Source organism: Catenulispora sp. GP43, from assembly GCF_041260665.1.
Taxonomy (GTDB): Bacteria; Actinomycetota; Actinomycetes; order Streptomycetales; family Catenulisporaceae; genus Catenulispora.
This window is the reverse complement of record NZ_JBGCCT010000002.1, coordinates 32,253-52,714: the sequence shown is the minus strand read 5'-3', so window position 1 is coordinate 52,714 and position 20,462 is coordinate 32,253. Positions and strand designations below refer to the sequence as shown.

23 protein-coding genes are annotated in these 20,462 nt (G+C 71.3%); 20 read left to right on the top strand and 3 right to left on the bottom strand.

Annotated features, from left to right (window positions below):
- Positions 1-50: 50 nt before the first annotated feature.
- The gene (locus ABH926_RS03850) at positions 51-329 is read left to right on the top strand and encodes a DUF167 domain-containing protein (protein ID WP_370363882.1); all 279 of its coding nucleotides are present in this window, start codon (positions 51-53) and stop codon (positions 327-329) included.
- A gap of 232 nt (positions 330-561) precedes the next feature.
- Here the strand turns inward: ABH926_RS03850 and ABH926_RS03845 are convergent, their stop codons facing one another.
- Positions 562-936, bottom strand: coding sequence for a hypothetical protein (locus ABH926_RS03845; protein WP_370363881.1), 375 nt, complete (start codon positions 934-936; stop codon positions 562-564).
- Between ABH926_RS03845 and ABH926_RS03840 the strand changes: the two genes are divergently transcribed.
- The 4 genes from ABH926_RS03840 to ABH926_RS03825 all read left to right on the top strand — a co-directional run bounded on the left by ABH926_RS03840 (position 926) and on the right by ABH926_RS03825 (position 4,198).
- The gene (locus ABH926_RS03840; RefSeq protein ID WP_370363880.1) at positions 926-1,360 is read left to right on the top strand and encodes a TraR/DksA family transcriptional regulator; all 435 of its coding nucleotides are present in this window, start codon (positions 926-928) and stop codon (positions 1,358-1,360) included. The genes ABH926_RS03845 and ABH926_RS03840 overlap by 11 nt on opposite strands.
- A 142-nt stretch (positions 1,361-1,502) precedes the next feature.
- The gene (lspA, locus tag ABH926_RS03835; RefSeq protein ID WP_370363879.1) at positions 1,503-2,237 is read left to right on the top strand and encodes a signal peptidase II; all 735 of its coding nucleotides are present in this window, start codon (positions 1,503-1,505) and stop codon (positions 2,235-2,237) included.
- Positions 2,237-3,175, top strand: a complete 939-nt coding sequence (locus ABH926_RS03830; RefSeq protein ID WP_370363878.1) for an RluA family pseudouridine synthase — start codon at positions 2,237-2,239, stop codon at positions 3,173-3,175. Before lspA ends, ABH926_RS03830 begins: the two co-directional genes overlap by 1 nt.
- Positions 3,176-3,313: 138 nt before the next feature.
- Positions 3,314-4,198: a DUF4436 family protein gene (locus ABH926_RS03825; RefSeq protein ID WP_370363877.1), complete on the top strand. Its 885-nt coding sequence runs from the start codon at positions 3,314-3,316 to the stop codon at positions 4,196-4,198.
- A gap of 72 nt (positions 4,199-4,270) precedes the next feature.
- Here ABH926_RS03825 and ybaK read toward each other — a convergent pair whose 3' ends face one another.
- Positions 4,271-4,768 carry a Cys-tRNA(Pro) deacylase gene (ybaK, locus tag ABH926_RS03820; RefSeq protein WP_370363876.1) on the bottom strand — a complete coding sequence of 166 codons (498 nt, stop codon included), beginning with the start codon at positions 4,766-4,768 and terminating at the stop codon, positions 4,271-4,273.
- Positions 4,769-4,879: 111 nt separating this feature from the next.
- Here ybaK and ABH926_RS03815 point away from each other — a divergent pair, with 111 nt between their 5' ends.
- Entirely contained in the window at positions 4,880-5,899 is a 1,020-nt protein-coding gene (locus tag ABH926_RS03815) for a hypothetical protein (protein ID WP_370363875.1), read from the top strand.
- Between the two features lie 78 nt (positions 5,900-5,977).
- On the opposite strand, the gene ABH926_RS03810 is transcribed toward ABH926_RS03815, so the two are convergent.
- Positions 5,978-6,643, bottom strand: a complete 666-nt coding sequence (locus ABH926_RS03810; RefSeq protein ID WP_370363874.1) for an LON peptidase substrate-binding domain-containing protein — start codon at positions 6,641-6,643, stop codon at positions 5,978-5,980.
- 102 nt (positions 6,644-6,745) lie between these two features.
- On the opposite strand from ABH926_RS03810, the gene hisD reads away from it, so the two are divergent.
- From hisD to ABH926_RS03740, 14 genes are all read left to right on the top strand, one after another.
- A complete protein-coding gene (gene hisD / locus ABH926_RS03805; protein WP_370363872.1) occupies positions 6,746-8,080 on the top strand; it encodes a histidinol dehydrogenase in 1,335 nt (444 codons plus the stop codon).
- A gap of 2 nt (positions 8,081-8,082) precedes the next feature.
- Complete coding sequence (locus ABH926_RS03800; protein ID WP_370363871.1) at positions 8,083-9,186, top strand: histidinol-phosphate transaminase; 1,104 nt, start codon at positions 8,083-8,085, stop codon at positions 9,184-9,186.
- Positions 9,183-9,773, top strand: a complete 591-nt coding sequence (gene hisB, locus ABH926_RS03795; RefSeq protein WP_370363870.1) for an imidazoleglycerol-phosphate dehydratase HisB — start codon at positions 9,183-9,185, stop codon at positions 9,771-9,773. Before ABH926_RS03800 ends, hisB begins: the two co-directional genes overlap by 4 nt.
- Positions 9,774-9,775: 2 nt before the next feature.
- On the top strand, positions 9,776-9,946 hold the full coding sequence (locus tag ABH926_RS03790; protein WP_370363869.1) for a hypothetical protein: 171 nt from the start codon (positions 9,776-9,778) through the stop codon (positions 9,944-9,946).
- Positions 9,943-10,581, top strand: a complete 639-nt coding sequence (gene hisH, locus ABH926_RS03785; protein ID WP_370363868.1) for an imidazole glycerol phosphate synthase subunit HisH — start codon at positions 9,943-9,945, stop codon at positions 10,579-10,581. Before ABH926_RS03790 ends, hisH begins: the two co-directional genes overlap by 4 nt.
- 111 nt (positions 10,582-10,692) lie before the next feature.
- Positions 10,693-11,424, top strand: coding sequence for a bifunctional 1-(5-phosphoribosyl)-5-((5-phosphoribosylamino)methylideneamino)imidazole-4-carboxamide isomerase/phosphoribosylanthranilate isomerase PriA (priA, locus tag ABH926_RS03780; protein ID WP_370363867.1), 732 nt, complete (start codon positions 10,693-10,695; stop codon positions 11,422-11,424).
- Positions 11,425-11,427: 3 nt separating this feature from the next.
- Positions 11,428-11,832 (top strand): RidA family protein, encoded by a 405-nt coding sequence (locus ABH926_RS03775; RefSeq protein WP_370363865.1) that lies wholly within the window; start codon positions 11,428-11,430, stop codon positions 11,830-11,832.
- Between the two features lie 43 nt (positions 11,833-11,875).
- Positions 11,876-12,664: an imidazole glycerol phosphate synthase subunit HisF gene (hisF, locus tag ABH926_RS03770; RefSeq protein ID WP_370363864.1), complete on the top strand. Its 789-nt coding sequence runs from the start codon at positions 11,876-11,878 to the stop codon at positions 12,662-12,664.
- Positions 12,665-12,828: 164 nt separating this feature from the next.
- Positions 12,829-13,764, top strand: coding sequence for an ABC transporter ATP-binding protein (locus tag ABH926_RS03765; protein ID WP_370363863.1), 936 nt, complete (start codon positions 12,829-12,831; stop codon positions 13,762-13,764).
- Positions 13,761-14,585, top strand: a complete 825-nt coding sequence (locus ABH926_RS03760) for an ABC transporter permease subunit (protein WP_370363862.1) — start codon at positions 13,761-13,763, stop codon at positions 14,583-14,585. Before ABH926_RS03765 ends, ABH926_RS03760 begins: the two co-directional genes overlap by 4 nt.
- Positions 14,582-15,898 (top strand): sensor histidine kinase, encoded by a 1,317-nt coding sequence (locus tag ABH926_RS03755; protein WP_370363861.1) that lies wholly within the window; start codon positions 14,582-14,584, stop codon positions 15,896-15,898. The genes ABH926_RS03760 and ABH926_RS03755 overlap by 4 nt, the downstream gene beginning before the upstream one ends.
- Entirely contained in the window at positions 15,895-16,566 is a 672-nt protein-coding gene (locus tag ABH926_RS03750; RefSeq protein ID WP_370363860.1) for a response regulator, read from the top strand. Before ABH926_RS03755 ends, ABH926_RS03750 begins: the two co-directional genes overlap by 4 nt.
- A gap of 202 nt (positions 16,567-16,768) precedes the next feature.
- On the top strand, positions 16,769-18,598 hold the full coding sequence (locus tag ABH926_RS03745) for an ABC transporter ATP-binding protein (RefSeq protein WP_370363859.1): 1,830 nt from the start codon (positions 16,769-16,771) through the stop codon (positions 18,596-18,598).
- The gene (locus ABH926_RS03740; protein ID WP_370363858.1) at positions 18,595-20,427 is read left to right on the top strand and encodes an ABC transporter ATP-binding protein; all 1,833 of its coding nucleotides are present in this window, start codon (positions 18,595-18,597) and stop codon (positions 20,425-20,427) included. The genes ABH926_RS03745 and ABH926_RS03740 overlap by 4 nt, the downstream gene beginning before the upstream one ends.
- The last annotated feature ends 35 nt before the right edge of the window (positions 20,428-20,462 follow it).

Genomic DNA, 20,462 nt, shown 5'->3' with positions numbered 1-20,462 from the left:
CTACTCGTCCCGTCGCTGCCTGCTCGGGTACTCGTGTCATTGTAAGCGGTATGGAGGAGCTCCGAATTCCAATTCGAGTGAAGCCCGGGAGCTCCCGCACGCGGGTCGGCGGACGGCACGGTGATCGGTCACTCATCGTGGCCGTCACGGCCAAGGCGGTCGACGGCGCGGCGACCGAGGCGGCGCTCCGGGCGGTCGCCGGAGCCCTGGGAATGCCCCGTCGCTCGGTCGTGTTGATCACCGGAGCCACCTCGCGCGACAAAGTCTTAGGTGTTTCTTCGGAAGACCCGGAAACCTTGCGCGAGCTGGTGCGGGACCTGCTCGGTTGAACCGGGCGGACGCCCGCGGAATACCCGCTGTGGCTGCTCGCGCCGAGTACTTAGCCCGAACGAGTGAATGTTTGGTGCGCATGTGTTCGACGGGAACTGGTGGGCGGGTTGGGACGTTTCTCCCCTCACGAAGCGTGATTAGCGGGGGCTCGGTGCGGGCACGCTACACGTCGCGTGTGAGTTGGGGGCGGACGGGTTGTGACACTCGGGAAGAGTGCGCTGCGCCGCCACGTCAGAGAGCGAGGATGACGGCCGTGACGACGAGTAGGACGAAGGCATCAGAGGCGGCCACGGGGGCCACGCACGCCGCGACGGCCGCGCCGGCGGTCTCGGTGAAGGGCAAGGCGGCCGGCAAGGCGGTGCCCACGCCGACTCGGGCCGCGACCGGCGCCACCGCGGCGCCGCCGACCCGCCGATCCGGCGCCGGTGAGGCGAGGCGGTCGGCGAGCGGGCCGGCCGCTTCGGTTTCGGGCCCGGTGGCGGGCAAGGTTTCGGGCAAGCCCGGATCGGCCAAAACGCCAGCTAAGACCTCAGCTGTGCAGACTTCAGTGAAGACCCCGGCGCCGGAAGCCGCCGCCGCGCAGAAGGAGACGCCCATGACGGTCACGCAGATCACCGAGACGATGGCCGGCGTCGGCGGGCTGCCGCCGTACCGGTCCGGTGAGGACCCGTGGACCACCGAGGAGGTCGGCGAGCTGCAGGCCGAGCTCGAGGGCGACGCCGCCCGCCTGCGCCGGGAGATCAGCATCGCCGAGACCGGCATCGCCGACCTGCTGCGGGACTCCGGCGAGGGGGCCGGCGACGACCAGGCCGACGCCGGGACCAAGAACTTCGAGCGCGAGCACGAGATGGCCATAGCGAACAACGCCCGGGAGATGCTCCAGCAGACCGAGCGGGCGCTGGCGCGGCTGGCCGCCGGGACCTACGGGGTGTGCGAGTCCTGCGGCGAGCCGGTCGGCAAGTACCGGCTGCAGGCGTTCCCGCGGGCCACGCTGTGCATGAGCTGCAAGCAGAAGCAGGAGCGGCGCTGAGCCGTAGGTGGCCCGTAGGCGTGGCCTGTAGGTAGGCCATAGGGCTGTGAGGACGTCCGTGTGCCCGGCGTGTGCCGGGCCCGGCCGCGATCTTCTCGGTGATCGAGCTTCCCCGGGTCTGCCGCGAAGGTAGGGTGTGCGCGTGGCTTCAGAAGTACGTGCGGATTCAGAGGTGGCCGAGGACGTGGCCGGGATCGTCGACGAGAGCGATGAGGGTGCCGGCACCTCGGGTGGCTCCGGGCCGGATTCCCCGGCCGAGAGCGCCGAGACCGAGAACGCCGAGACCGAGAACGCCCAGAGCGCCGAGGTCGCTGGGGCGGATGTGACCGCCGAGGCCCCGCGCCGCAAGCGCCGGATCGGCATCGTGCTGCTGTTCGCGGCGCTCGCCCTGATCATCGACGTGACCAGCAAGGCGATCGTGGTCGCGCAGATGCAGGACCGCGGCCCGGTCCACGTCCCCGGCGGCTTCCTGAACATCACCCTGATCCGCAACTCCGGCGCGGCCTTCTCCATCGGCGAGGGCCAGACCTGGGTGTTCACCATCATCGCCGCGGCGGTGGTGTTCGTGATCCTGCGGGTGTCGCGCAATCTGCGCTCGCTGCCGTGGGCCATCGCGCTCGGGCTGCTGCTCGGCGGCGCGCTGGGCAACCTGAGCGACCGGCTGTTCCGCTCGCCCGGCGTGGGCCGCGGCGACGTGGTGGACTTCCTGCAGTTCCCGACGTTCCCGCTGGTGCACTACGACTTCCCGGTGTTCAACCTCGCGGACAGCTCGATCGTGGTCGGCGGCTGCCTGATGGTGCTGCTGTCCTTCCTCGGCATGCAGCCGGACGGCACCCGGCACAAGGACGTCAAGGACGGGGACGACGCTGCCGGATAATGGTGGCCATGTCTGATCTCCGCAGCCTCCCCATCCCGGACGGCCTCGAGGGCGAGCGCCTCGACGCCGCGCTGGCCCGCATGTTCGGTCTGTCGCGCACCCGCGCCGCCGAACTGGCCGCGGACGGCCGGGTGCGGGTGGACGGCGCCGAGGCCGGCAAGTCCGACCGGGTGCGCGGCGGGTCGTGGCTGGAGATCGAGCTGCCGCCGGCCGTCGACCCGGTGGCGGTGAAGGCCGAGGCCGTCGAGGGCATGCGGATCGTGCACGACGACGAGGACATCGTCGTCGTCGACAAGCCGGTCGGCGTCGCGGCGCACCCGAGCCCGGGCTGGCTGGGGACCACGGTCGTCGGCGGGCTGGCCGCGGCCGGGTACCGGATCTCCACCTCCGGGGCCTCCGAGCGGCAGGGCGTCGTGCACCGGCTGGACGTCGGGACCAGCGGGCTGATGGTGGTGGCCAAGTCCGAGCGCGCGTACACGCTGCTCAAGCAGGCGTTCCGGGACCGGACCGTGGACAAGCGCTACCACACCCTGGTGCAGGGGCACCCGGACCCGATGCGCGGGACCGTGGACGCCCCGATCGGCCGGCACCCGCACCACGACTACAAGTTCGCGGTGGTCCGGGACGGCAAGGACAGCGTCACGCACTACGAGACGATCGAGGCCTACCGCGCGGCCACGCTGCTGGCCATCAAGCTGGAGACCGGCCGGACGCACCAGATCCGGGTGCACATGGCGGCGCTGCGGCACCCCTGCGTCGGCGACCTGCAGTACGGCGCCGACCCGAAGCTGGGGGAGCGGCTGGGGCTGGGCCGGCAGTGGCTGCACGCGGTGAGCCTGGGCTTCGAGCATCCCGGGACCGGGGACTGGGTGCAGTTCGAGAGCCGGTACCCGGATGATCTGCAGCACGCGCTGGATGTCATCGCCTCGGAGAGCTGATTCGGCGGTAGCCGCGGCGGTCGTCCCAGCGCTGCCGTGGGGCAGTGGGCTGATTCGGCGGTAGCCGCAGCGGGCTGATTCCAGGGCCCTGCGGCGTTGCTGCCGAGCGCCGGGCGATCACGGCGGTTGACTTGGTCCGTGGCGAAGAGGACGGACTGGTGGTGGCCGCCGGCCCACCCCCGCACCTGGGCGGCGATGGCCGGCGCGGTGCTGCTGGTGGCGCTGGCCACGCTGATCGGCGTGTACCTGTCGCACCTGGACCGCGGCGGCCGGCACAGCGGCTTCGAGGCCGGGGCGACCAGCACGCCGGACCGCGTGGACATCGTGGCCACCATCAACCACGTCACCGCCGCCCGCAACGACGCCGACCTGCGGGTGTTCGTCAGCGTCGCGGGCAAGTACGCCGAGGACGACAGCGGCGTGTACCCGAAGCAGGACGTGACCGTCAGCACCTCCTCGCTGTCCACCGGCGAGCTCACCTTCCCGGCCGGCAAGCGCATCGTGGCCCAGGACACGCTGCTGGACCTGGTCGGCGGCGACATCGCCGACTACCCCTTCGACCGCTACACGACCACCATCCGCTTCGCCGCCGACGTCGCCGGCCATCCGGTCCCCACCACGCTGGCGATCATCGACTCCGACCCGGGCTTCGTGACCCGCGAGAAGGCGAACGGCGACGTCTACGCCCCCGGCTTCGACGTCCAGCTGCGCCGCACCCGCGGCACGTTCGCGATGGTGTGGCTGATGTACGTGATCATGTGGTCCCTGGCCCTGGCGGTCCTGACCGGCGCCCTGGTGATGGGCCACCGCCGCCTGGGCATGGTGTGGCCGGGCCTGGGCTGGATGGCCGCGTCGCTGTTCGCGCTGGCCGGCTACCGGAACACGGCGCCGGGGCAGCCGCCGATCGGCTGCCTGCTGGACTACACCGTGTTCCTGTGGGCCGAGGCGATCGTGGCGTTCTCGGTGGTGTACGCCGTGCTGCGGGGGACCAGGGTGGAGGTGGCGGCGGAGGCAGGCGGCTGAGGCAGGCCGCTGAGGCACACGGCAGAGGGCTGACAGCTGAGCGGCTGAGGCCCGGCCCGCCGGGCTGCCCGCCTACCCCTCCCGCCCGATCTCCGCCACCACCGCGCCGGTCAGCCGCACCAGTTCCTCCGGCGCCAGCTCGATCTCCATCCCGCGCTTGCCGGCCGAGCAGAACACGGTGTCGAACAGCAGCGCGGTCTCGTCGACCACGGTCGGCAACTGCTTGCGCTGGCCCAGGGGCGAGACGCCGCCCAGGACGTAGCCGGTGGTGCGGGTCACGGCCGCCGGGTCGGCCATCGCGGCCTTCTTGCCGCCGACCGCGGTGGCCAGCGCCTTGAGGTCCAGCGAGCCCGAGACCGGGACCACGGCCACGGTCAGGTCGCCGTCGACGTCCGCGACCAGGGTCTTGAAGACGCGCTCGGGCTCGACGCCCATCACGTCCGCCGCCTCGCGGCCGTAGGAGGCCGCCGCCGGGTCGTGGTCGTAGGTGTGGACGCTGAACTCCACGCCTTCCTTGCTGAGCAGGGCGGTGGCCGGCGTGCCGGTCGCCTGACGGTTCTTCGCTGCCATGGGGCAATCGTGCCAGCAGTGCCCTCCGCCGCGGGCCCCGGCGGCCCACTTCGGCATCATCCGCCCCTCCCGGCTGCCAGGATGGGGCGCGGCATGAAAAGCTGATGGACGATGAACGACCAGACTTCGCCGACTGCCGATGGGCAGGGCCCGGGTTCCTCGCCGTGGCGGAACCCCTTTGAGGAACCGCAGAGCGCGCAAGGGCTGCCGGGTATGCCGCCGCCCCCGCCGGCGGCCGGCGCCGGCGGACCGGTGGGCAGGCCGGTGGGCGGACCGGTGGGCGGACCGGGAGGTCCGGCCGGGTACGGCGGCGCTCCAGCTCCAGCGGCACCGGGCCGGCCGCTGTCGCTGACGCTGCTCCAGTGGCTGCCGGACCTGCTGGTCGCGGGCGTCCTGGTGGTCGTCGGCGCGGTGCTGGGCGTGCTGTCCGGGCTGGCCTGGTACCGCTTCGCGCCGACGGTCTGGCTGACGCTGCCGGCCAACGCGGTCTCGCAGGTGACCTCCGGCGTCGACCAGTCCTCGCTGCTGGTGGAGCCCGAGGGCAAGGGCATCGCCAGCGTCGACGGGTACTACTTCGTCTTCACCGCGATCGTGGGCCTGCTGCTGGGCGTCCTCGGCTTCTTCCTGGCGCGCCGGGGTCTGCTCGGCGGGCGCGACGGCGAGGGCGAGCGGGACGGCGCGGCCGTCGGCGCCTGGGCCGGCGTGCTGCTCGGCGGGTTCGTGGCCGCGACGGTGGCCGCCGCGATCGGGCGCTGGGTGTCGATGCCGGACCCGCTGACCGTGCTGCACACCATCGCCGCCGGGCACAACTTCCACGCGCCGGTCGCCCTGCACGCGCAGGGGCTGTACCTGGCCGCGCCGCTGCTCGGACTGGTGCTGTTCCTGGCGCTGACCGCGGCCTTCACCAAGCCGGCGCCGCAGAACCACGGGCACCGGGGCTACTTCACGGCCGACGATCCCTACGGGTTCCGCGGGGGTGCGGCCCCCGGCGGCGTCCAGGACCAGGTGCCGCCGCCACAGCAGCTGCCGGGGACGAACGGCCGGCCCGACGCGCGCCCCGGCGGCGACGGACCCGACGGGACGCCCGGTGCGAACTCGGGTGCGCCGCAGGCGGACAACTCGATCGGCTGAGGGTTGAGGGCTCTGGGCTGAGGGTTCAGACGCTGAGATAGGAAATGCGCCGCAGCTCTATGAGCTGCGGCGCATTTCCTATCTGCTGCGCCGCCGCAGCAGATCCACCGCCGGCAGCGACGGCAGGTTCTTCAGGATCCCGGTCTCCCGGCGCAGGATCCGCGCCTCGGCGTGCAGCCGCTCCACGGTCGTGTCCGTGGTCAGCAGCTGCTGCTTCTCGTAGGTGTCCAGCACTGTGGCCGCACCGATCAGGTACGACAGCACCGTCGGGTCCTCCGGCAGTTCCGGTATCGCCCCGACCTGCACGCCCCGCAGCTCCGACAGCGCGCCCTGGTACTTGCGGAACAGCGCGGTCAGCCCGGGCGCCAGCACCTCGGCCTCGGGCCCGGCGACCTCGTCGAGCAGCTCCACCTCGCCGCGGGCGTAGGGGCCGTCGTCGTCGTAGGAGTCCAGGCGGAAACGGTGCACCCCGGTGGTGGTGATGTCGAAGCGGCCGTCCTCGTACTCCACGATCGAGTCGATCTCGGCGGTGCAGCCCACGTCGTACAGCGCCGTGACGTTGCCGCGCCCCACCTCGTGGCCGTCCTTGACGGCCAGCACGCCGAACCGCCGCGGGGCGCCCTCGGGCAGCGCGGACAGGTCGCGCACCAGCTGCCGGTAGCGGTGCTCGAAAATGTGCAGGGGGAGCACGACGCCCGGGAAGAGCACGCTTCCAAGGGGGAACAGCGGCAGCTCTGTCGTCACGGACCCAATCTAGTCGCTGCCCGCCCGGGAACCAGTCGGCTCGGCGTGCCCACTCTGCGGACGCGCCGGTCCGCCGCCGGTGACCGAACTAGAATCGGTCCCGTGATCACTCGAATCGACCTGCGCGGTCGCGCTCTGGACACGGCTCTGACCGATCCTCGCGCCCTGGTCCCCAGGGCCGAGCTGGACGTGGAGGCGGCTCTGGCCGTCGTCCGCCCGATCGTCGAGGACGTGCACCATCGCGGCGAGGCGGCGCTGATCGAGTACGCACGGAAGTTCGACGGCGTCGAGCTGGCGGCCGTCAAGGTGCCCGAGGCGGCGCCGGCCGAGGCCCTGGAGACGCTTGATCCGCAGGTCAGGGCCGCGCTGGAGGAATCGATCCGCCGGGCCCGCACGGTGCACCGGGACCAGCGCCGCGAGGCGAGGACCACGCAGGTGGTGCCGGGCGGCACGGTCACCGAGCGCTGGGTGCCGGTGGACCGCGTCGGGCTGTACGTGCCCGGCGGCCGGGCCGTGTATCCGTCCTCCGTTGTGATGAACGTGGTGCCCGCGCAGGAGGCCGGGGTCGGATCGCTGGCCGTGGCCTCGCCGCCGCAGAAGGAGTTCGGCGGCCTGCCGCACCCGACGATCCTGGCTGCGTGCGCGCTGCTCGGCGTGGACGAGGTCTACGCCGCCGGCGGCTCGCAGGCCGTCGCGATGTTCGCCTACGGCTACGGCGATGCGGAAGGGAACCTCGTCTGCCGCCGCGCCGACCTGGTCACCGGGCCCGGCAACATCTACGTCGCCGCGGCCAAGCGCCTGCTCAAGGGGGTCATCGGCATCGACGCCGAGGCCGGCCCGACCGAGATCATGGTGGTCGCCGACGACAGCGCCGACGCCGGCATCGTCGCCGCTGACCTGATCAGCCAGGCCGAGCACGACCCGCTGGCCGCCGCGGTGCTGGTCACCGACTCCGAGCAGCTGGCCGACGCGGTCGTGAAGGAGCTGGAGGTTCGCGTCGCGGCCACCAAGCACTCCGAGCGCATCAGCGAGTCGCTGGCCGGCCGCCAGTCGGCGATCGTGCTGGTCGACGACATCGAGGCCGCGCTGGTCGTGGCCAACGGCTACGCCGCCGAGCACCTGGAGATCCAGACCCGGAACCCCGCGGAGGACGCGGCCAAGGTCCGCAACGCCGGCGCGGTGTTCGTCGGCTCCTTCGCGCCGGTGAGCCTCGGCGACTACCTGGCCGGCTCCAACCACGTGCTGCCCACCGGCGGCTGCGCCTGCCACAGCTCGGGGCTGTCGGTGCAGAGCTTCCTGCGCGGCATCCACGTCGTGGACTACACCCGCGAGGCGCTGGCCGAGGCCTCGGAGCTGGTGGTGGCGCTGGCCAACGCCGAGGACCTGCCCGCGCACGGCGAGGCCGTGACGGCCCGCTTCGAAGAGCGGCAGGGCTGAGCGTGGACTACCTCGACCTGCCGATCCGGGACGATCTGCGGGAGCTGACGCCGTACGGCGCGCCCCAGATCGACGTGCCGTATCCGCTGAACACGAACGAGAACCCTTATGGTCCGCCGCCGGAGCTGGTGGCGGATCTGGCCAGGGCGGTCACCGAGGCGGCGACCACGCTGAACCGGTATCCCGACCGGGACGCCACTGACCTGCGCAAGGACCTGGCCGACTATCTCGGCCACGGCCTGACCGCGGAGAACCTCTGGGCCGCCAACGGATCCAACGAGGTCCTGCAGCAGATCCTCCAGGTCTTCGGAGGCCCCGGCCGCAGCGCCATCGGCTTCGAGCCCTCCTACTCGATGCACCGCCTGATCGCGCTGGCCACCGCGACCGAGTGGATCTCCGGCCTGCGCGAGGGCGACTACACGCTCGACGCCGCCAAGGCCGTCGCGGCGATCGAGCAGCACCGGCCGAACGTCGTCTTCCTGACCTCGCCGAACAACCCGACCGGGACGGCGATGGAGCTGGACGTGATCCGCGCCGTGCTCAAGGCGGCCGACGAGGTCGGGGCGATGGTGGTCGTGGACGAGGCGTACTTCGAGTTCGCGCGGCCGGGTACGCCGTCGGCGCTGACGCTGTTGCCCGAAAACGCCAGGCTGATCGTCACGCGCACCATGTCGAAGGCCTTCGCCATGGCCGGGGCGCGCGTCGGCTACCTCGCCGCCGATCCGGCGGTGGTCGATGCGCTGCTGCTGGTGCGGCTGCCGTATCACCTGTCGGCGCTCACGCAGGCCGCGGCGCGCACCGCGCTGAAGCACGTCGGCGCGCTGCTCGGGACGGTCGACGCGGTGAAGGCGCAGCGGGACCGGATCGTCGAGGAGCTTTCCGCGCTCGGTCTGCATGTGGTGCCGTCGGATGCGAACTTCGTGTTCTTCGGCGTCCCGGGCGGGGACCAGAAGGCGCTGTGGGCCAAGGTGCTGGAGCACGGCGTGCTGATCCGCGATGTGGGCATCCCCGGCATGCTGCGGGTCACCGCCGGGACCGAGTCTGAGACGACGGCGTTCCTGGACGCCTTGAAGGAGAGCCTCGCCGTGTTGGATGGAGAATCGTGAGCCGCGTGGGCAGGGTGGAGCGGACGACCGGCGAGACCGGCGTCCTGGTGGAGGTCGACCTCGACGGCAGCGGCGAGGCCGAGATCTCCACCGGCGTCGGCTTCTTCGACCACATGCTGCACCAGCTGGCCAAGCACGGCCTGTTCGACCTCACCGTGAAGACCGAGGGCGACCTGCACATCGACGGCCACCACACGGTCGAGGACACCGCGCTGGCCCTGGGCGCGGCCTTCCGCGAGGCGCTGGGGACCAAGGCGGGCCTGCGCCGGTTCGCCGACGCCCGGGTGCCGCTGGACGAGACCCTGGCCGAGGTGGTCGTGGACCTGTCCGGGCGGCCCTACCTGGTGCACGAGATGCCCGAGGGCCTGGCGCCGATGATCGGGGACTTCGACACCGAGCTGACCCGGCACATCTTCGAGTCGTTCGTGGCCCAGGCGCAGATCTGCCTGCACATCCGGGTGCCCTACGGCCGGATCGCGCACCACGTGGTCGAGGCCCAGTTCAAGGCCCTGGCCAGGGCGCTGCGGGAGGCCTGCTCGCCGGACCCTAGAGTGAGCGGTATTCCGAGCACGAAGGGTGTCCTTTAGAGATGACCGGCAGCTATGCGGCCGCGGGACTGGTGTTCCTCGGCCTCTTCCTCTTCGGCGGGGCCTTCTCCCTGTTCCGGCAGGCCTCCGGCAACAGCAACATGCGCGTGATGTCGATACTGCTGGTGCTGTGCGCCGGCATGGCGATCGCCGGCGGGGTGATGCGCTGGTGAGCAAACCCACCGTGGTGGTCCTGGACTACGGCTCCGGCAACATCCGCTCGGCCGAGCGCGCCTTGGAGCGGGCCGGCGCGCAGGTCAGCGTATCGGCGGACGTCAACGCCGCGCTGAACGCGGACGGGCTGTTCGTGCCCGGGGTGGGGGCGTACGCGGCGTGCATGGCCGGGCTCAAGGCGGTCAAGGGCGACCGGATCATCGGGCGGCGGCTGGCCGGCGGCCGGCCGGTGCTGGGGATCTGCGTCGGCATGCAGATCCTGTTCGAGCGCGGGGTGGAGCACGGCGTGGAGACCGCCGGGTGCGACGAGTGGCCCGGGACCGTGGAGCGGCTGGACGCGCCGATCATCCCGCACATGGGGTGGAACACGCTGGACGTCGCCGAGGGCTCGCGGCTGTTCGCCGGGCTCGACGCCGACGCGCGGTTCTACTTCGTTCACTCCTACGGGGTGCGCAAGTGGGAGCTGACCGACACCGGGCGCATGGCCGCGCCGTTGGTGACGTGGGCGACGCACGGGGAGCCGTTCGTCGCCGCGGTGGAGAACGGTCCGTTGTCGGCTACGCAGTTCCATCCGGAGAAGTCTGGTGATGCCGGTGCGCAGGTGCTTGAGAACTGGATCAAGCAGCTTTCGTGAGCTGCCGGGCTGGTGCGCCGCTGGGCCGCTGAGCTGCTGATCCGGCGTCCCGGACGCCAGTTTTCCTGTCTTTTTTCCTTTCCCCGCTCTTCGTCTGTGAGGACTCCAGCAATGCCCGGCTACCTCGAACTCCTGCCCGCCGTCGACGTCGCCGACGGCCAGGCCGTCCGCCTCGTGCAGGGCGCCGCCGGCTCCGAGACTTCCTACGGCGACCCGCTCGCCGCCGCGCTGGCCTGGCAGAGCGCGGGCGCGGAGTGGATCCATCTGGTGGACCTGGACGCCGCCTTCGGGCGCGGGACCAACGCCGACCTGCTGGCCGTCGTGATCGGCTCGGTGGACGTCAAGGTCGAGCTCTCCGGCGGTATCCGCGACAGCGTGTCGCTCAAGCGCGCGCTGGCCACCGGGTGCGCGCGCGTCAACCTCGGCACCGCCGCCCTGGAGCGCCCGGAGTGGGTGGCCGAGGTGATCGCGGAGCACGGCGACAAGATCGCGGTCGGCCTGGACGTGCGCGGCACCACCCTGTCGGCGCGCGGCTGGACCCAGGAGGGCGGCCAGCTGTTCGAGGTGCTGCAGCGCCTGGACGCCGACGGCTGCGCGCGGTACGTGGTCACCGACGTCAACCGCGACGGGACGCTGACCGGCCCGAACCTGGACCTGCTGCGCGATGTCTGCGCGGTCACCGACAGGCCGGTCGTGGCCTCAGGTGGGGTGTCTTCGCTGGCTGACTTGCAGGCGCTGGAGACGTTGGTGCCGATCGGCGTCGAGGGCGCTATCGTCGGCAAGGCGCTCTACGCGGGCGCCTTCACACTTGAAGAAGCCCTCGAACTCACCAGGAGCGCGTGAGACATGAGCAGCATCCAGCGGATCGGCTCCGACGGGCAGTGGGAGAACGAGTACGGGTACTCCCGTGTGGTCGTCGCCGGCCCCCACGCGTGGGTGGCGGGGTGCACCGCCACCGTCGACGGCATGGTGCAGGGCAACGGCGACCCGGCTGCGCAGATGAAGGTCGCGCTGGAGACTGCTCGCAAGGCGCTGGAGCAGGTCGGGTTCGGTCTGCACGATGTGGTGCGGACGCGTTGGTATGTGGTGCACGCCCGGGACATCGCCGAGGTGGGGCGGGCGCACGGCGAGGTGTTCGCCGAGTGCAGGCCGGCGGCTACGGCGCTGGTGGTGTCGGGGCTGATCGATCCCGGGATGCTGGTTGAGGTGGAGCTGGATGCTTATCGGGTTCAGTCCGGCCCGGCCGCGTAGTAACTGTTTTTACGCGTAGTAACTGTTTTAGAAGGAGCCGCAAGTGAGCGCCGCCGCCCTCGGCCAGCTGGCCGTTCGCGTGATCCCGTGCCTGGACGTCGACGCCGGCCGGGTGGTGAAGGGCGTGAACTTCGAGAACCTGCGCGACGCCGGGGACCCGGTGGAGCTGGCGCGCGCCTATGACGCGGCCGGCGCGGACGAGCTGACGTTCCTGGACGTCACCGCGTCCTCCGACGCTCGCGAGACGGTGTACGACGTGGTCGGCCGCACCGCGGATCAGGTGTTCATCCCGCTGACGGTCGGCGGCGGCGTGCGCACGGTGCAGGACGTGGACCGGCTGCTGCGCGCCGGGGCCGACAAGGTCGGCGTGAACACCGCGGCGGTGACCCGCCCGGAGCTGATCGCCGAGATCGCCGACCGGTTCGGGAACCAGGTGCTGGTGCTGTCGGTGGACGCGCGGCGGTGCCCGGAAGGCGTGAGCACGGAGTCAGGGTTCGAGGTCACCACGCACGGCGGACGGCAGTCCACCGGTATCGACGCGGTGCGGTGGGCGGCGCGGGCGGCGGAGCTCGGCGCGGGGGAGATCCTGCTGAACTCGATTGACGCCGACGGGATGAAGCAGGGCTTTGACCTGGAGATGCTGGCGGCGGTGCGGGCGGCGGTGACGGTGCCGCTGATCGCTTCGGGGGGTGCGGGGGCGACGGAGCATTTTGCGCCCGCGGTGGGGGCGGGGGCTGATGCGGTGTTGGCGGCTTCGGTTTTTCACTTTGGGGATGTGACGATCGGGGAGGTTAAGGAGTCGCTGCGGGGGGCGGGGTATCCGGTTCGCTGAAGCTGGCGGTTTGCCTTTTCACGACCGCGCATCAGCCCGAGTCACTGCGCACACTCGTGCATCCCGCTATGCACCGCGCCATACATCCCAGGATGCAGTGCCGCTTTTTAAGTTCGCCGTCTGGTCTGACGACTGGGTACCCCGTCGGGCCATAGCGTTGCCGCATGATCGAGGCACGCAGCCTGACTAAACGCTACGGCGACAAGACCGCCGTCTCCGACTTGTCCTTCACCGTGCGGCCTGGGGTGGTGACCGGCTTCCTCGGACCGAACGGGGCCGGGAAGTCCACCACCATGCGCATGATCCTGGGCCTGGACCGGCCGAGCTCCGGTTCGGTGACCGTCAATGGCAAGGCTTATGCCGAGCACGCCGCGCCGCTGCATGAGGTCGGTGCGCTGCTGGAGGCCAAGGCCATCCACACCGGGCGTACCGCCTACAACCACCTGCTCGCGCTGGCCGCGACCACCGGGATCGAGAGGTCGCGGGTCGACGAGGTGATCGACCTCGTGGGTCTGCGGGAGGTGGCCAAGAAGCGGGCCGGGGGGTTCTCGCTGGGTATGGGGCAGCGGCTGGGTATCGCCAGTGCGCTGTTGGGGGACCCGGACACGCTGATCCTGGACGAGCCGGTGAACGGGTTGGACCCCGAGGGCATCCTGTGGATCCGGAACCTGCTCAAGCACCTGGCGTCGGAGGACCGGACGATCTTCGTCTCCAGTCACCTGATGTCCGAGATGGCGCTCACTGCTGAGCACCTGATCGTGATCGGGCAGGGCAAGCTGATCGCTGACACGTCGGTGGCCGAGTTCATTTCGCGGGCTTCGACTGGCAGCGTCAAGGTGCGTACGCCTGATGCCGCCAAGTTGCGGGAGCTGCTGGCCGGGCCGGATGTCACCGTGTCGTCCTCGGACGAGGGCACGCTGCAGGTCCAGGGGCTGACCAGCGATCGGATCGGCACCATCGCGGCGGAGAACCGGATCACGCTGTTCGAGCTGGCGCCGCACGAGGCTTCGCTGGAGGAGGCGTTCATGGAGCTCACCGGGGACGCCGTCGAGTACCGGGCGCCGGCGCAGGCCAACACTGAGGTCGAGGTGAACGCATGACCGCCGTCACGCAGGCTCCGGTGCGCCGGGTGCACACCGGCAAGGTCACGCAGGGCCGGGTCATCAAGAGCGAGTGGATCAAGTTCCGCACGCTGCGCTCGTCGCGGTGGTCGCTGATCGCCGGGGTGGGGGCGATGATCGCCATCGCGCTGCTGTTCAGCCTGGCGATGAAGAGCCACTACCCGCACATGAGCGCGGCGCGGCAGAAGGAGGTCGACCCGGTCGCCGACCCGATGCGCGGGGTGTTCCTCGGGCAGTTGGCGGTCGGGGTGCTCGGGGTCATGATGATCACCGGTGAGTACACCACCGGGATGATCCGGGCCTCGCTGGCCGCCGCGCCCAAGCGGCTGCCGGTGCTGTGGGCCAAGGCGCTGGTGTTCACGGTCGTGGCCTGGACCGTCATGACCATCACCGCGTTCGTCTGCTTCTTCCTGGCGCAGTCGATCTTCTCCTCGATCCACCTGAACAAGTCCCTGTCCGACCCCGGCGTGCTGCGTGCGGTGTTCGGCGAGGGTCTGTACCTGACGGTGGTCGGTCTGCTCGGCGTGGCGCTGGGTGCGATCATCCGCAGCACCGCCGGCGCCATCGCGGCGCTGTTCGGGATCCTGCTGGTGCTGCCGGTGCTCGGCGAGGTCCTGAACCTCACCTCCTGGGGCGACCATGTGAACCCCTACCTGCCGAGCAACGCCGGGCAGCAGGTGATGGCGCTGACCACCACCTCGCCGGACATGAAGCCGTGGCCCGGGTTCCTGCTGTTCCTTGGTTACGCTGTGGTGGCGATGGCCGCGGCGGCCTTCCTGCTGAAGAAACGAGACGCGTGAGCTCAGCGACCGTTCCCGAGGACCCCGGCAGCCGCCGGGGCCTTCGGGCTGTCGTGGACGCGCCGACCACGGTGTCGGCGTGGCTGAGCTCGCCGGGGATGAAGCGCTTCCTGCAGGCCGCCGGGCTGGAGAACGCGGTGCGGCGGGGGCAGCGGTGGGGTGCGTCGCATCCGACGCTGATGGACGCGCTGTTCGTCGCGGCGATACTCGCGCCGCTCAGCGGTCGTCTGTACCTGCACCCGGCCCGTCACGCGGTCGCGAGCTGGGTTCTGTTGGTTGCTTTTTTCGTACCGCTGGCGTTGCGGCGGCGGTTCCCGTGCACGGTGTTCGCCGTGGTGGCCGCCGCCGCGTTCGGGCAGTGGGCCTGGGACGTGCTGCCGCCGCAGGTGGACTTCGCGCCGCTGATCGCCCTGTACTCGGTCGCCGCGCACGCCTCGATCCGGCGGACGCTGGCCGCGGTCGGCGTCATGGAGGTCGGCGCGGTGATGGTCGCGGAGTCGTGGTCGCATGAGAACGAGGCGCTGCGCATCTTCATGTTCGTCTCCGGCATGGTCACGGCGGCCACGGTGCTCGGCGTCAACACCCGCACCCGGCGGGCGTACTTCGCGACGCTGGAGGAACGTGCGCGCCGGCTGGAGTTCGAGCGCGACCAGCAGTCGCAGATCGCCGCCGCCGCCGAGCGCGCCTCGATCGCGCGGGAGGTGCACGACGTCGTCACGCACAGTCTGTCGGTGATGGTCGCCCTGACGGATGGTGCCTCCTATGCGGTGCACACCGCGCCGGACCGTGCGGCCGAGGCCGTCGCGAAGGCCTCCGAGGTCGGACGGCAGGCGATCACCGACATGCAGCGGGTGCTGGGAGTGCTGCGCGGCTCGGCCGGCGCCGCGATGGCCGAGCTGCATCCGCAGCCGGGGCTGGCGCAGCTGGACACCCTGCTCGCTGAGGTGCGGGTGGCCGGGCTGCCGGTGGAGCTGGTGGTCAGCGGGGCGCGTCCGGACCTGTCCTCGGGTGTGGAGCTGGCGGTGTTCCGGGTCGTGCAGGAGGCGCTGACCAATACCCGCAAGCATGCTGAGCCGGGGGCTTCGGCGCGGGTGCGGTTGGACTTCGCGGCGGACGCCGTGGAGGTGACGGTGCTCGACGACGGGGCGACGGCGGCCGTGAGGCCCGACGAGGTCGGCGGGCATGGCATCGCCGGGATGAAGGAGCGTATAGCGGCGTTCGGCGGGGAGCTGGATGCCGGGCCGCGCGGTATCGGGCGGGGGTGGCGGGTGCATGCCCGGGTGCCGGTCGATGCCGGGGCTGGAACCGCATGATCAGCGTTTTGCTGGTGGATGACGCCCCGCTGCTGCGCATGGGATTCCGCATGGTCCTCGAGGCGCAGCCGGACGTCGAGGTCGTCGGCGAGGCCGGGGACGGTGCCGAGGCCGTGGCGCTGGCCGCTGAGCTCAGGCCCGATGTGGTGCTGATGGACGTGCGCATGCCCGGGGTGGACGGCATCGAGGCGACGGCCCGGATCACCGGGGCGGCCCTGCCTTCCCGGGTACTGATCCTCACTACTTTCGACCTGGACGAGTACGCGTTCGCCGCGCTGCGTGTCGGCGCCGCCGGCTTCCTGCTCAAGAACGCGCACCCTGCTGATTTGATTGCCGGGATCCGGACCGTGGCCGCCGGCGACGGCGTGGTGGCACCGCGCATCACCCGCCAGCTCATCGAGGCCTTCGCGCGCCAGGAGCCGGCTACCGGTCCGCGTGCCGACGAGCGCCTGGAGCGCCTGACCGACCGGGAGCGCGAAGTGCTGGTGGAGATCGCGCGGGGTCAGTCCAACGCCGAGATCGCCGAGAATCTGCAGCTGTCCGAGGCCACGGTGAAGACGCATGTCAGCCGGATCCTGCCGAAGCTGGAACTGCGCGATCGGGTGCAGGCTGTGGTGTTCGCCTATGAGGTCGGGCTGGTCTCCGCCGGTTCGGGTGGCGAGAAGTAGCCTCAGGCCAGAAGCCGCACCAGTAGTGGGGCGACCGCCCAGGCGCCGAACAGCGTGAAGGCGGCGGGGCCGGAGCCGTCGCGCGCGCTCGGAGCCAAACCGGGAGTAATAGTCGCGCATCCGGAATGGGTTTTACCCGACCGGGTGTTGTCCGCCAGAGTGGATGCCGGGCAGGGTCTGGGCGTGACATGGGTGGGATGACGTGAGTACGGAGAGTTTACAAACGGCTGCGCGGACGAAGGATTCGATCCTCAAGCGCGGTCTGGGGCTGCTCGGCGTGGCGATCCGCACCGAGCCGCGGGTCTTCGCGGCCGCGGTCACCGGCAGCGCGGTGTACGGGATCATGACGGTCGGCGCGGCCTGGGCCGTGGGCTGGGCCACCGATCACGCGGTGCTGCCGGCGTTCCAGGCCGGGAAGGTTCCGGTCGGCGCGACGCTGACCGCCGGGCTGCTGATCCTGGGCGTGGCGCTGGCCAAGGTGATGGGCATCATCGGCCGGCGGCTGCTGGCCGGGGTGATGCAGTTCCGGTTGCAGTCCCGCTACCGGCGCGCCGTCTCCGACCGCTATCTGCAGCTGCCGCTGTCCTGGCACCGCCGGCACCCCACCGGCCAGCTGCTGTCCAACGCCGGCTCGGACGTGGACATGACCTGGCAGTTCATCGCCCCGCTGCCGATGTCGCTGGGGGTGCTGATCATGATGGTCGCGGCCCTGGTGTCGATGGTGCTCACCGACCCGGTGCTGGCGATCATCGGCTTCCTGCTGTTCCCGGCGATCATCGTGCTGAACACCGTCTACCAGCGCTATGCCGCGCCTCGGCTGGCCGCCGCGCAGGAGATGCGCGCCGGCGTCGCCGAGATCGCGCACGAGTCCTTCGACGGCGGCCTGGTCGTGAAGACCCTGGGCCGCGAGGACGAGGAGACCGCGCGCTTCGCCGCCGCCGCGGACCGCCTGCGCGACGCCAACATCTCCGCCGGCCGCGCCCGCGCCTTCTTCGATCCGGCGCTGGAGGCCGTGCCCAACCTCGGGGTGCTGGTCGCGCTGCTGGTCGGCACCTCCCGCGTGGCCTCCGGCGCGATCCAGGCCGGGCAGGTCGTGCAGGTCGCCTACCTGATCACGCTGCTGGCCTTCCCGCTGCGGGCCATCGGCTGGGTCCTGGGCGAGCTGCCGCGCTCGGTGGTCGGCTACAGCCGGGTCAAGGCTGTGCTCGACGCCCAGGGCGACATGGAGTACGGCACCGGCCGGGCACCCGCCGACGGCGCCGCCGAGGTCCGCATGGACCGGGTCCGCTTCGGCTACGACGGCCAGGAGATCCTGCGCGGGATCGACCTGGACCTGCGGCCCGGCTCGACCGTGGCCCTGGTCGGGCCGACCGGCTCCGGCAAGTCCACGCTCACCGGCCTGCTGGCCCGGCTGGCCGACCCCGACGGCGGCACGGTCCAGCTGGACGGCACCGACGTCCGCGACTTCGCCCGCGGCCAGGTCCCGGCGCAGGTCTCGCTGGTCCCGCAGCAGACCTTCCTGTTCGCCGACAGCATCCGCGACAACGTCCGGCTGGACCGGGACGCCGACGACGAGCAGATCTGGGCCGCGCTGCGGCTGGCGCAGGCCGAGCGGTTCGTCAAGCGCCTGCCCGAGGGCCTGGACACGGTCATCGGCGAGCGCGGCGCGACCCTGTCCGGCGGCCAGCGCCAGCGCCTGGCCCTGGCCAGGGCGCTGATCCGCGAGCCCCGGCTGCTGATCCTGGACGACTGCACCGCCAGCGTGGACCCGCAGGTCGAGGCCGCGATCCTGGGCGGGCTGCGGGACGCCGCCGGCGAGGGCCGGCTGGCCTCCACGGTCCTGGTGGTCGCCTACCGCAAGGCCACGATCGCGCTCGCCGACGAGGTGGTCTACCTGGAGCACGGCCGGGTCGTGGACCGGGGGCCGCACCTGGAGCTGGTGGAGCGCTGCGCGGGATACCGCGATCTGATCACCGCCTACGAGCGCGACCACGAAGAGCGCGACGGCGAACTGCAGGAGGTCGGGATATGAGCACCGCCGCCGCCGAACTCGACGACGCCGGGCAGGCACCGGCCGCTCCGGCCGGCTACCAGCTCCCCGAAGCCTCCGACGGCGGCTACGCCGTGCTGCGCCGCGGCGTCCGCCTGGCCCCGGCCTTCACCAAGGGCCTGGGCGTCACGCTCGCCCTCGCGGTGATCGCCACCGTCGGCCGGGTGGTGATCCCGCTGACCGTGCAGCAGACGCTGGACCACGGGATCCTCGCCGAGGGCGGCCCCGACTACGGCGAGGTGCGGACCATGGTCGCGCTCAGCGCCGTGGCCGTGCTGATCACCGCGGTGTCGGCGTACCTGATGAACTTCCGGCTCTACACCTCCAGCGAGCGCGGGCTGGCCGAGGTGCGCACCAAGGCCTTCCGCCACGTGCACGACCTGTCGCTGCTGCACCAGCAGGCCGAGCAGCGCGGCGCGCTGGTCAGCCGGGTCACCAGCGACATCGACACGGTCACGGTGTTCATCCAGCAGGGCGGCATGCAGCTGTTCGTCGCCGTCGCGCAGGTCGTGGTGGTCACGGCCGTGATGGCGGTGTTCTCCTGGCAGCTGACCCTCCTAGTCTGGGTCTGCTTCGTGCCGATGTTCCTGGTCATGCGCAAGATCCAGGGCCGGACCGGCCGGGCGTACCGCAAGGTGCGGCGGCGCTACGGCAAGATGCTCGGCGAGGTCTCCGAGGCGCTGGTCGGCGCGGACGTGCTGCGCGCCTACGGCATCGAGGACCGTACCGGGGCCCGGATCGGCGCCGCGGTGGAGGACACCCGCGACTCCCAGGTGCGGACCCAGCGGCTGATCGTCGTCACGTTCTCGATGGGAGAGCTGGTCGCCGGCCTGGTGAACTCCGCGATCGTGGTCGTCGGGGTGATGATCGGGGTCGGCGGCCACCTGTCGGCCGGCGACCTGACGGCGATGCTGTTCCTGGTGAACCTGTTCATCTCGCCGGTGCAGTTCGCCACTGAGCAGCTGAACGAGGCGCAGAACGCCATCGCCGGCTGGCGCCGCATCGTCGGCCTGCTGGAGGAGCCGCCGGACGTGGTGGACCCCGGCCAGGCCGGCGTGCGGCCGCCGGACGGGCCGCTGGGCGTCGGCTTCGAAGAGGTCGTGTTCGCCTACCCCGGCGGCGCCCGGGTGCTGCACTCGCTGACTACCCAGATCACCCCGCGCACCCGGGTGGCGGTGGTCGGGGAGACCGGCTCGGGCAAGACCACGTTCGCCAAGCTGCTGACCCGGCTGATGGATCCGAGCTCCGGCCGGATATTGATCAACGGGGTGCCGCTGAAGGACGTGGATTTCGAGACGCTGCGCTCGCGCATGGTGATGGTGCCGCAGGACGGCTTCCTGTTCGACATGACGGTCGGCGACAACGTCCGCTACGGCAAGCCCGGCGCCACCGACGCCGAGGTGCGGCGCGCGTTCGAGGACCTGAGCCTGACCGACTGGCTCGACGGCCTGCCCGAGGGCCTGGACACCCGGGTCGGGCAGCGCGGCGAGTCGCTGTCGGCGGGGGAGCGGCAGCTGGTGGCGCTGGCCCGGGCCTACATCGCCGACCCGGACCTGCTGGTGCTGGACGAGGCCACCTCGGCCGTCGACCCGGCGACCGAGGTGCGGATCACGCGCGCGCTGGACGGCCTGACGCGCGGGCGGACGTCGATCGCCATCGCGCACCGGCTGTCCACGGCCGAGGCCGCCGACGAGGTGTTCGTGTTCGACGCCGGGGAGATCGTGGAGCGCGGGCCGCACCGGGAGCTGGTCGGGGCCGGCGGGGTGTACTCGGGGCTGTATGAGAGCTGGGCTCGGCAGCAGTCCTCGTAGACAAGCAGTCGATCTTTATAGATTCGCGGACTTCT

What these genes read in the sequence shown, in the direction of transcription:
- ybaK (WP_370363876.1), bottom strand. Translation starts at nt 4,768, where the DNA reads ATGGCAGCGAAGAACCGTCAGGCGACCGGCACGCCGGCCACCGCCCTG.
- ABH926_RS03850 (WP_370363882.1), top strand. Translation starts at nt 51, where the DNA reads ATGGAGGAGCTCCGAATTCCAATTCGAGTGAAGCCCGGGAGCTCCCGC.
- ABH926_RS03790 (WP_370363869.1), top strand. Translation starts at nt 9,776, where the DNA reads ATGACCGGCAGCTATGCGGCCGCGGGACTGGTGTTCCTCGGCCTCTTC.
- ABH926_RS03765 (WP_370363863.1), top strand. Translation starts at nt 12,829, where the DNA reads ATGATCGAGGCACGCAGCCTGACTAAACGCTACGGCGACAAGACCGCC.
- priA (WP_370363867.1), top strand. Translation starts at nt 10,693, where the DNA reads ATGCCCGGCTACCTCGAACTCCTGCCCGCCGTCGACGTCGCCGACGGC.
- ABH926_RS03775 (WP_370363865.1), top strand. Translation starts at nt 11,428, where the DNA reads ATGAGCAGCATCCAGCGGATCGGCTCCGACGGGCAGTGGGAGAACGAG.
- ABH926_RS03815 (WP_370363875.1), top strand. Translation starts at nt 4,880, where the DNA reads ATGAACGACCAGACTTCGCCGACTGCCGATGGGCAGGGCCCGGGTTCC.
- ABH926_RS03740 (WP_370363858.1), top strand. Translation starts at nt 18,595, where the DNA reads ATGAGCACCGCCGCCGCCGAACTCGACGACGCCGGGCAGGCACCGGCC.
- ABH926_RS03840 (WP_370363880.1), top strand. Translation starts at nt 926, where the DNA reads ATGACGGTCACGCAGATCACCGAGACGATGGCCGGCGTCGGCGGGCTG.
- ABH926_RS03760 (WP_370363862.1), top strand. Translation starts at nt 13,761, where the DNA reads ATGACCGCCGTCACGCAGGCTCCGGTGCGCCGGGTGCACACCGGCAAG.
- ABH926_RS03830 (WP_370363878.1), top strand. Translation starts at nt 2,237, where the DNA reads ATGGTGGCCATGTCTGATCTCCGCAGCCTCCCCATCCCGGACGGCCTC.
- ABH926_RS03750 (WP_370363860.1), top strand. Translation starts at nt 15,895, where the DNA reads ATGATCAGCGTTTTGCTGGTGGATGACGCCCCGCTGCTGCGCATGGGA.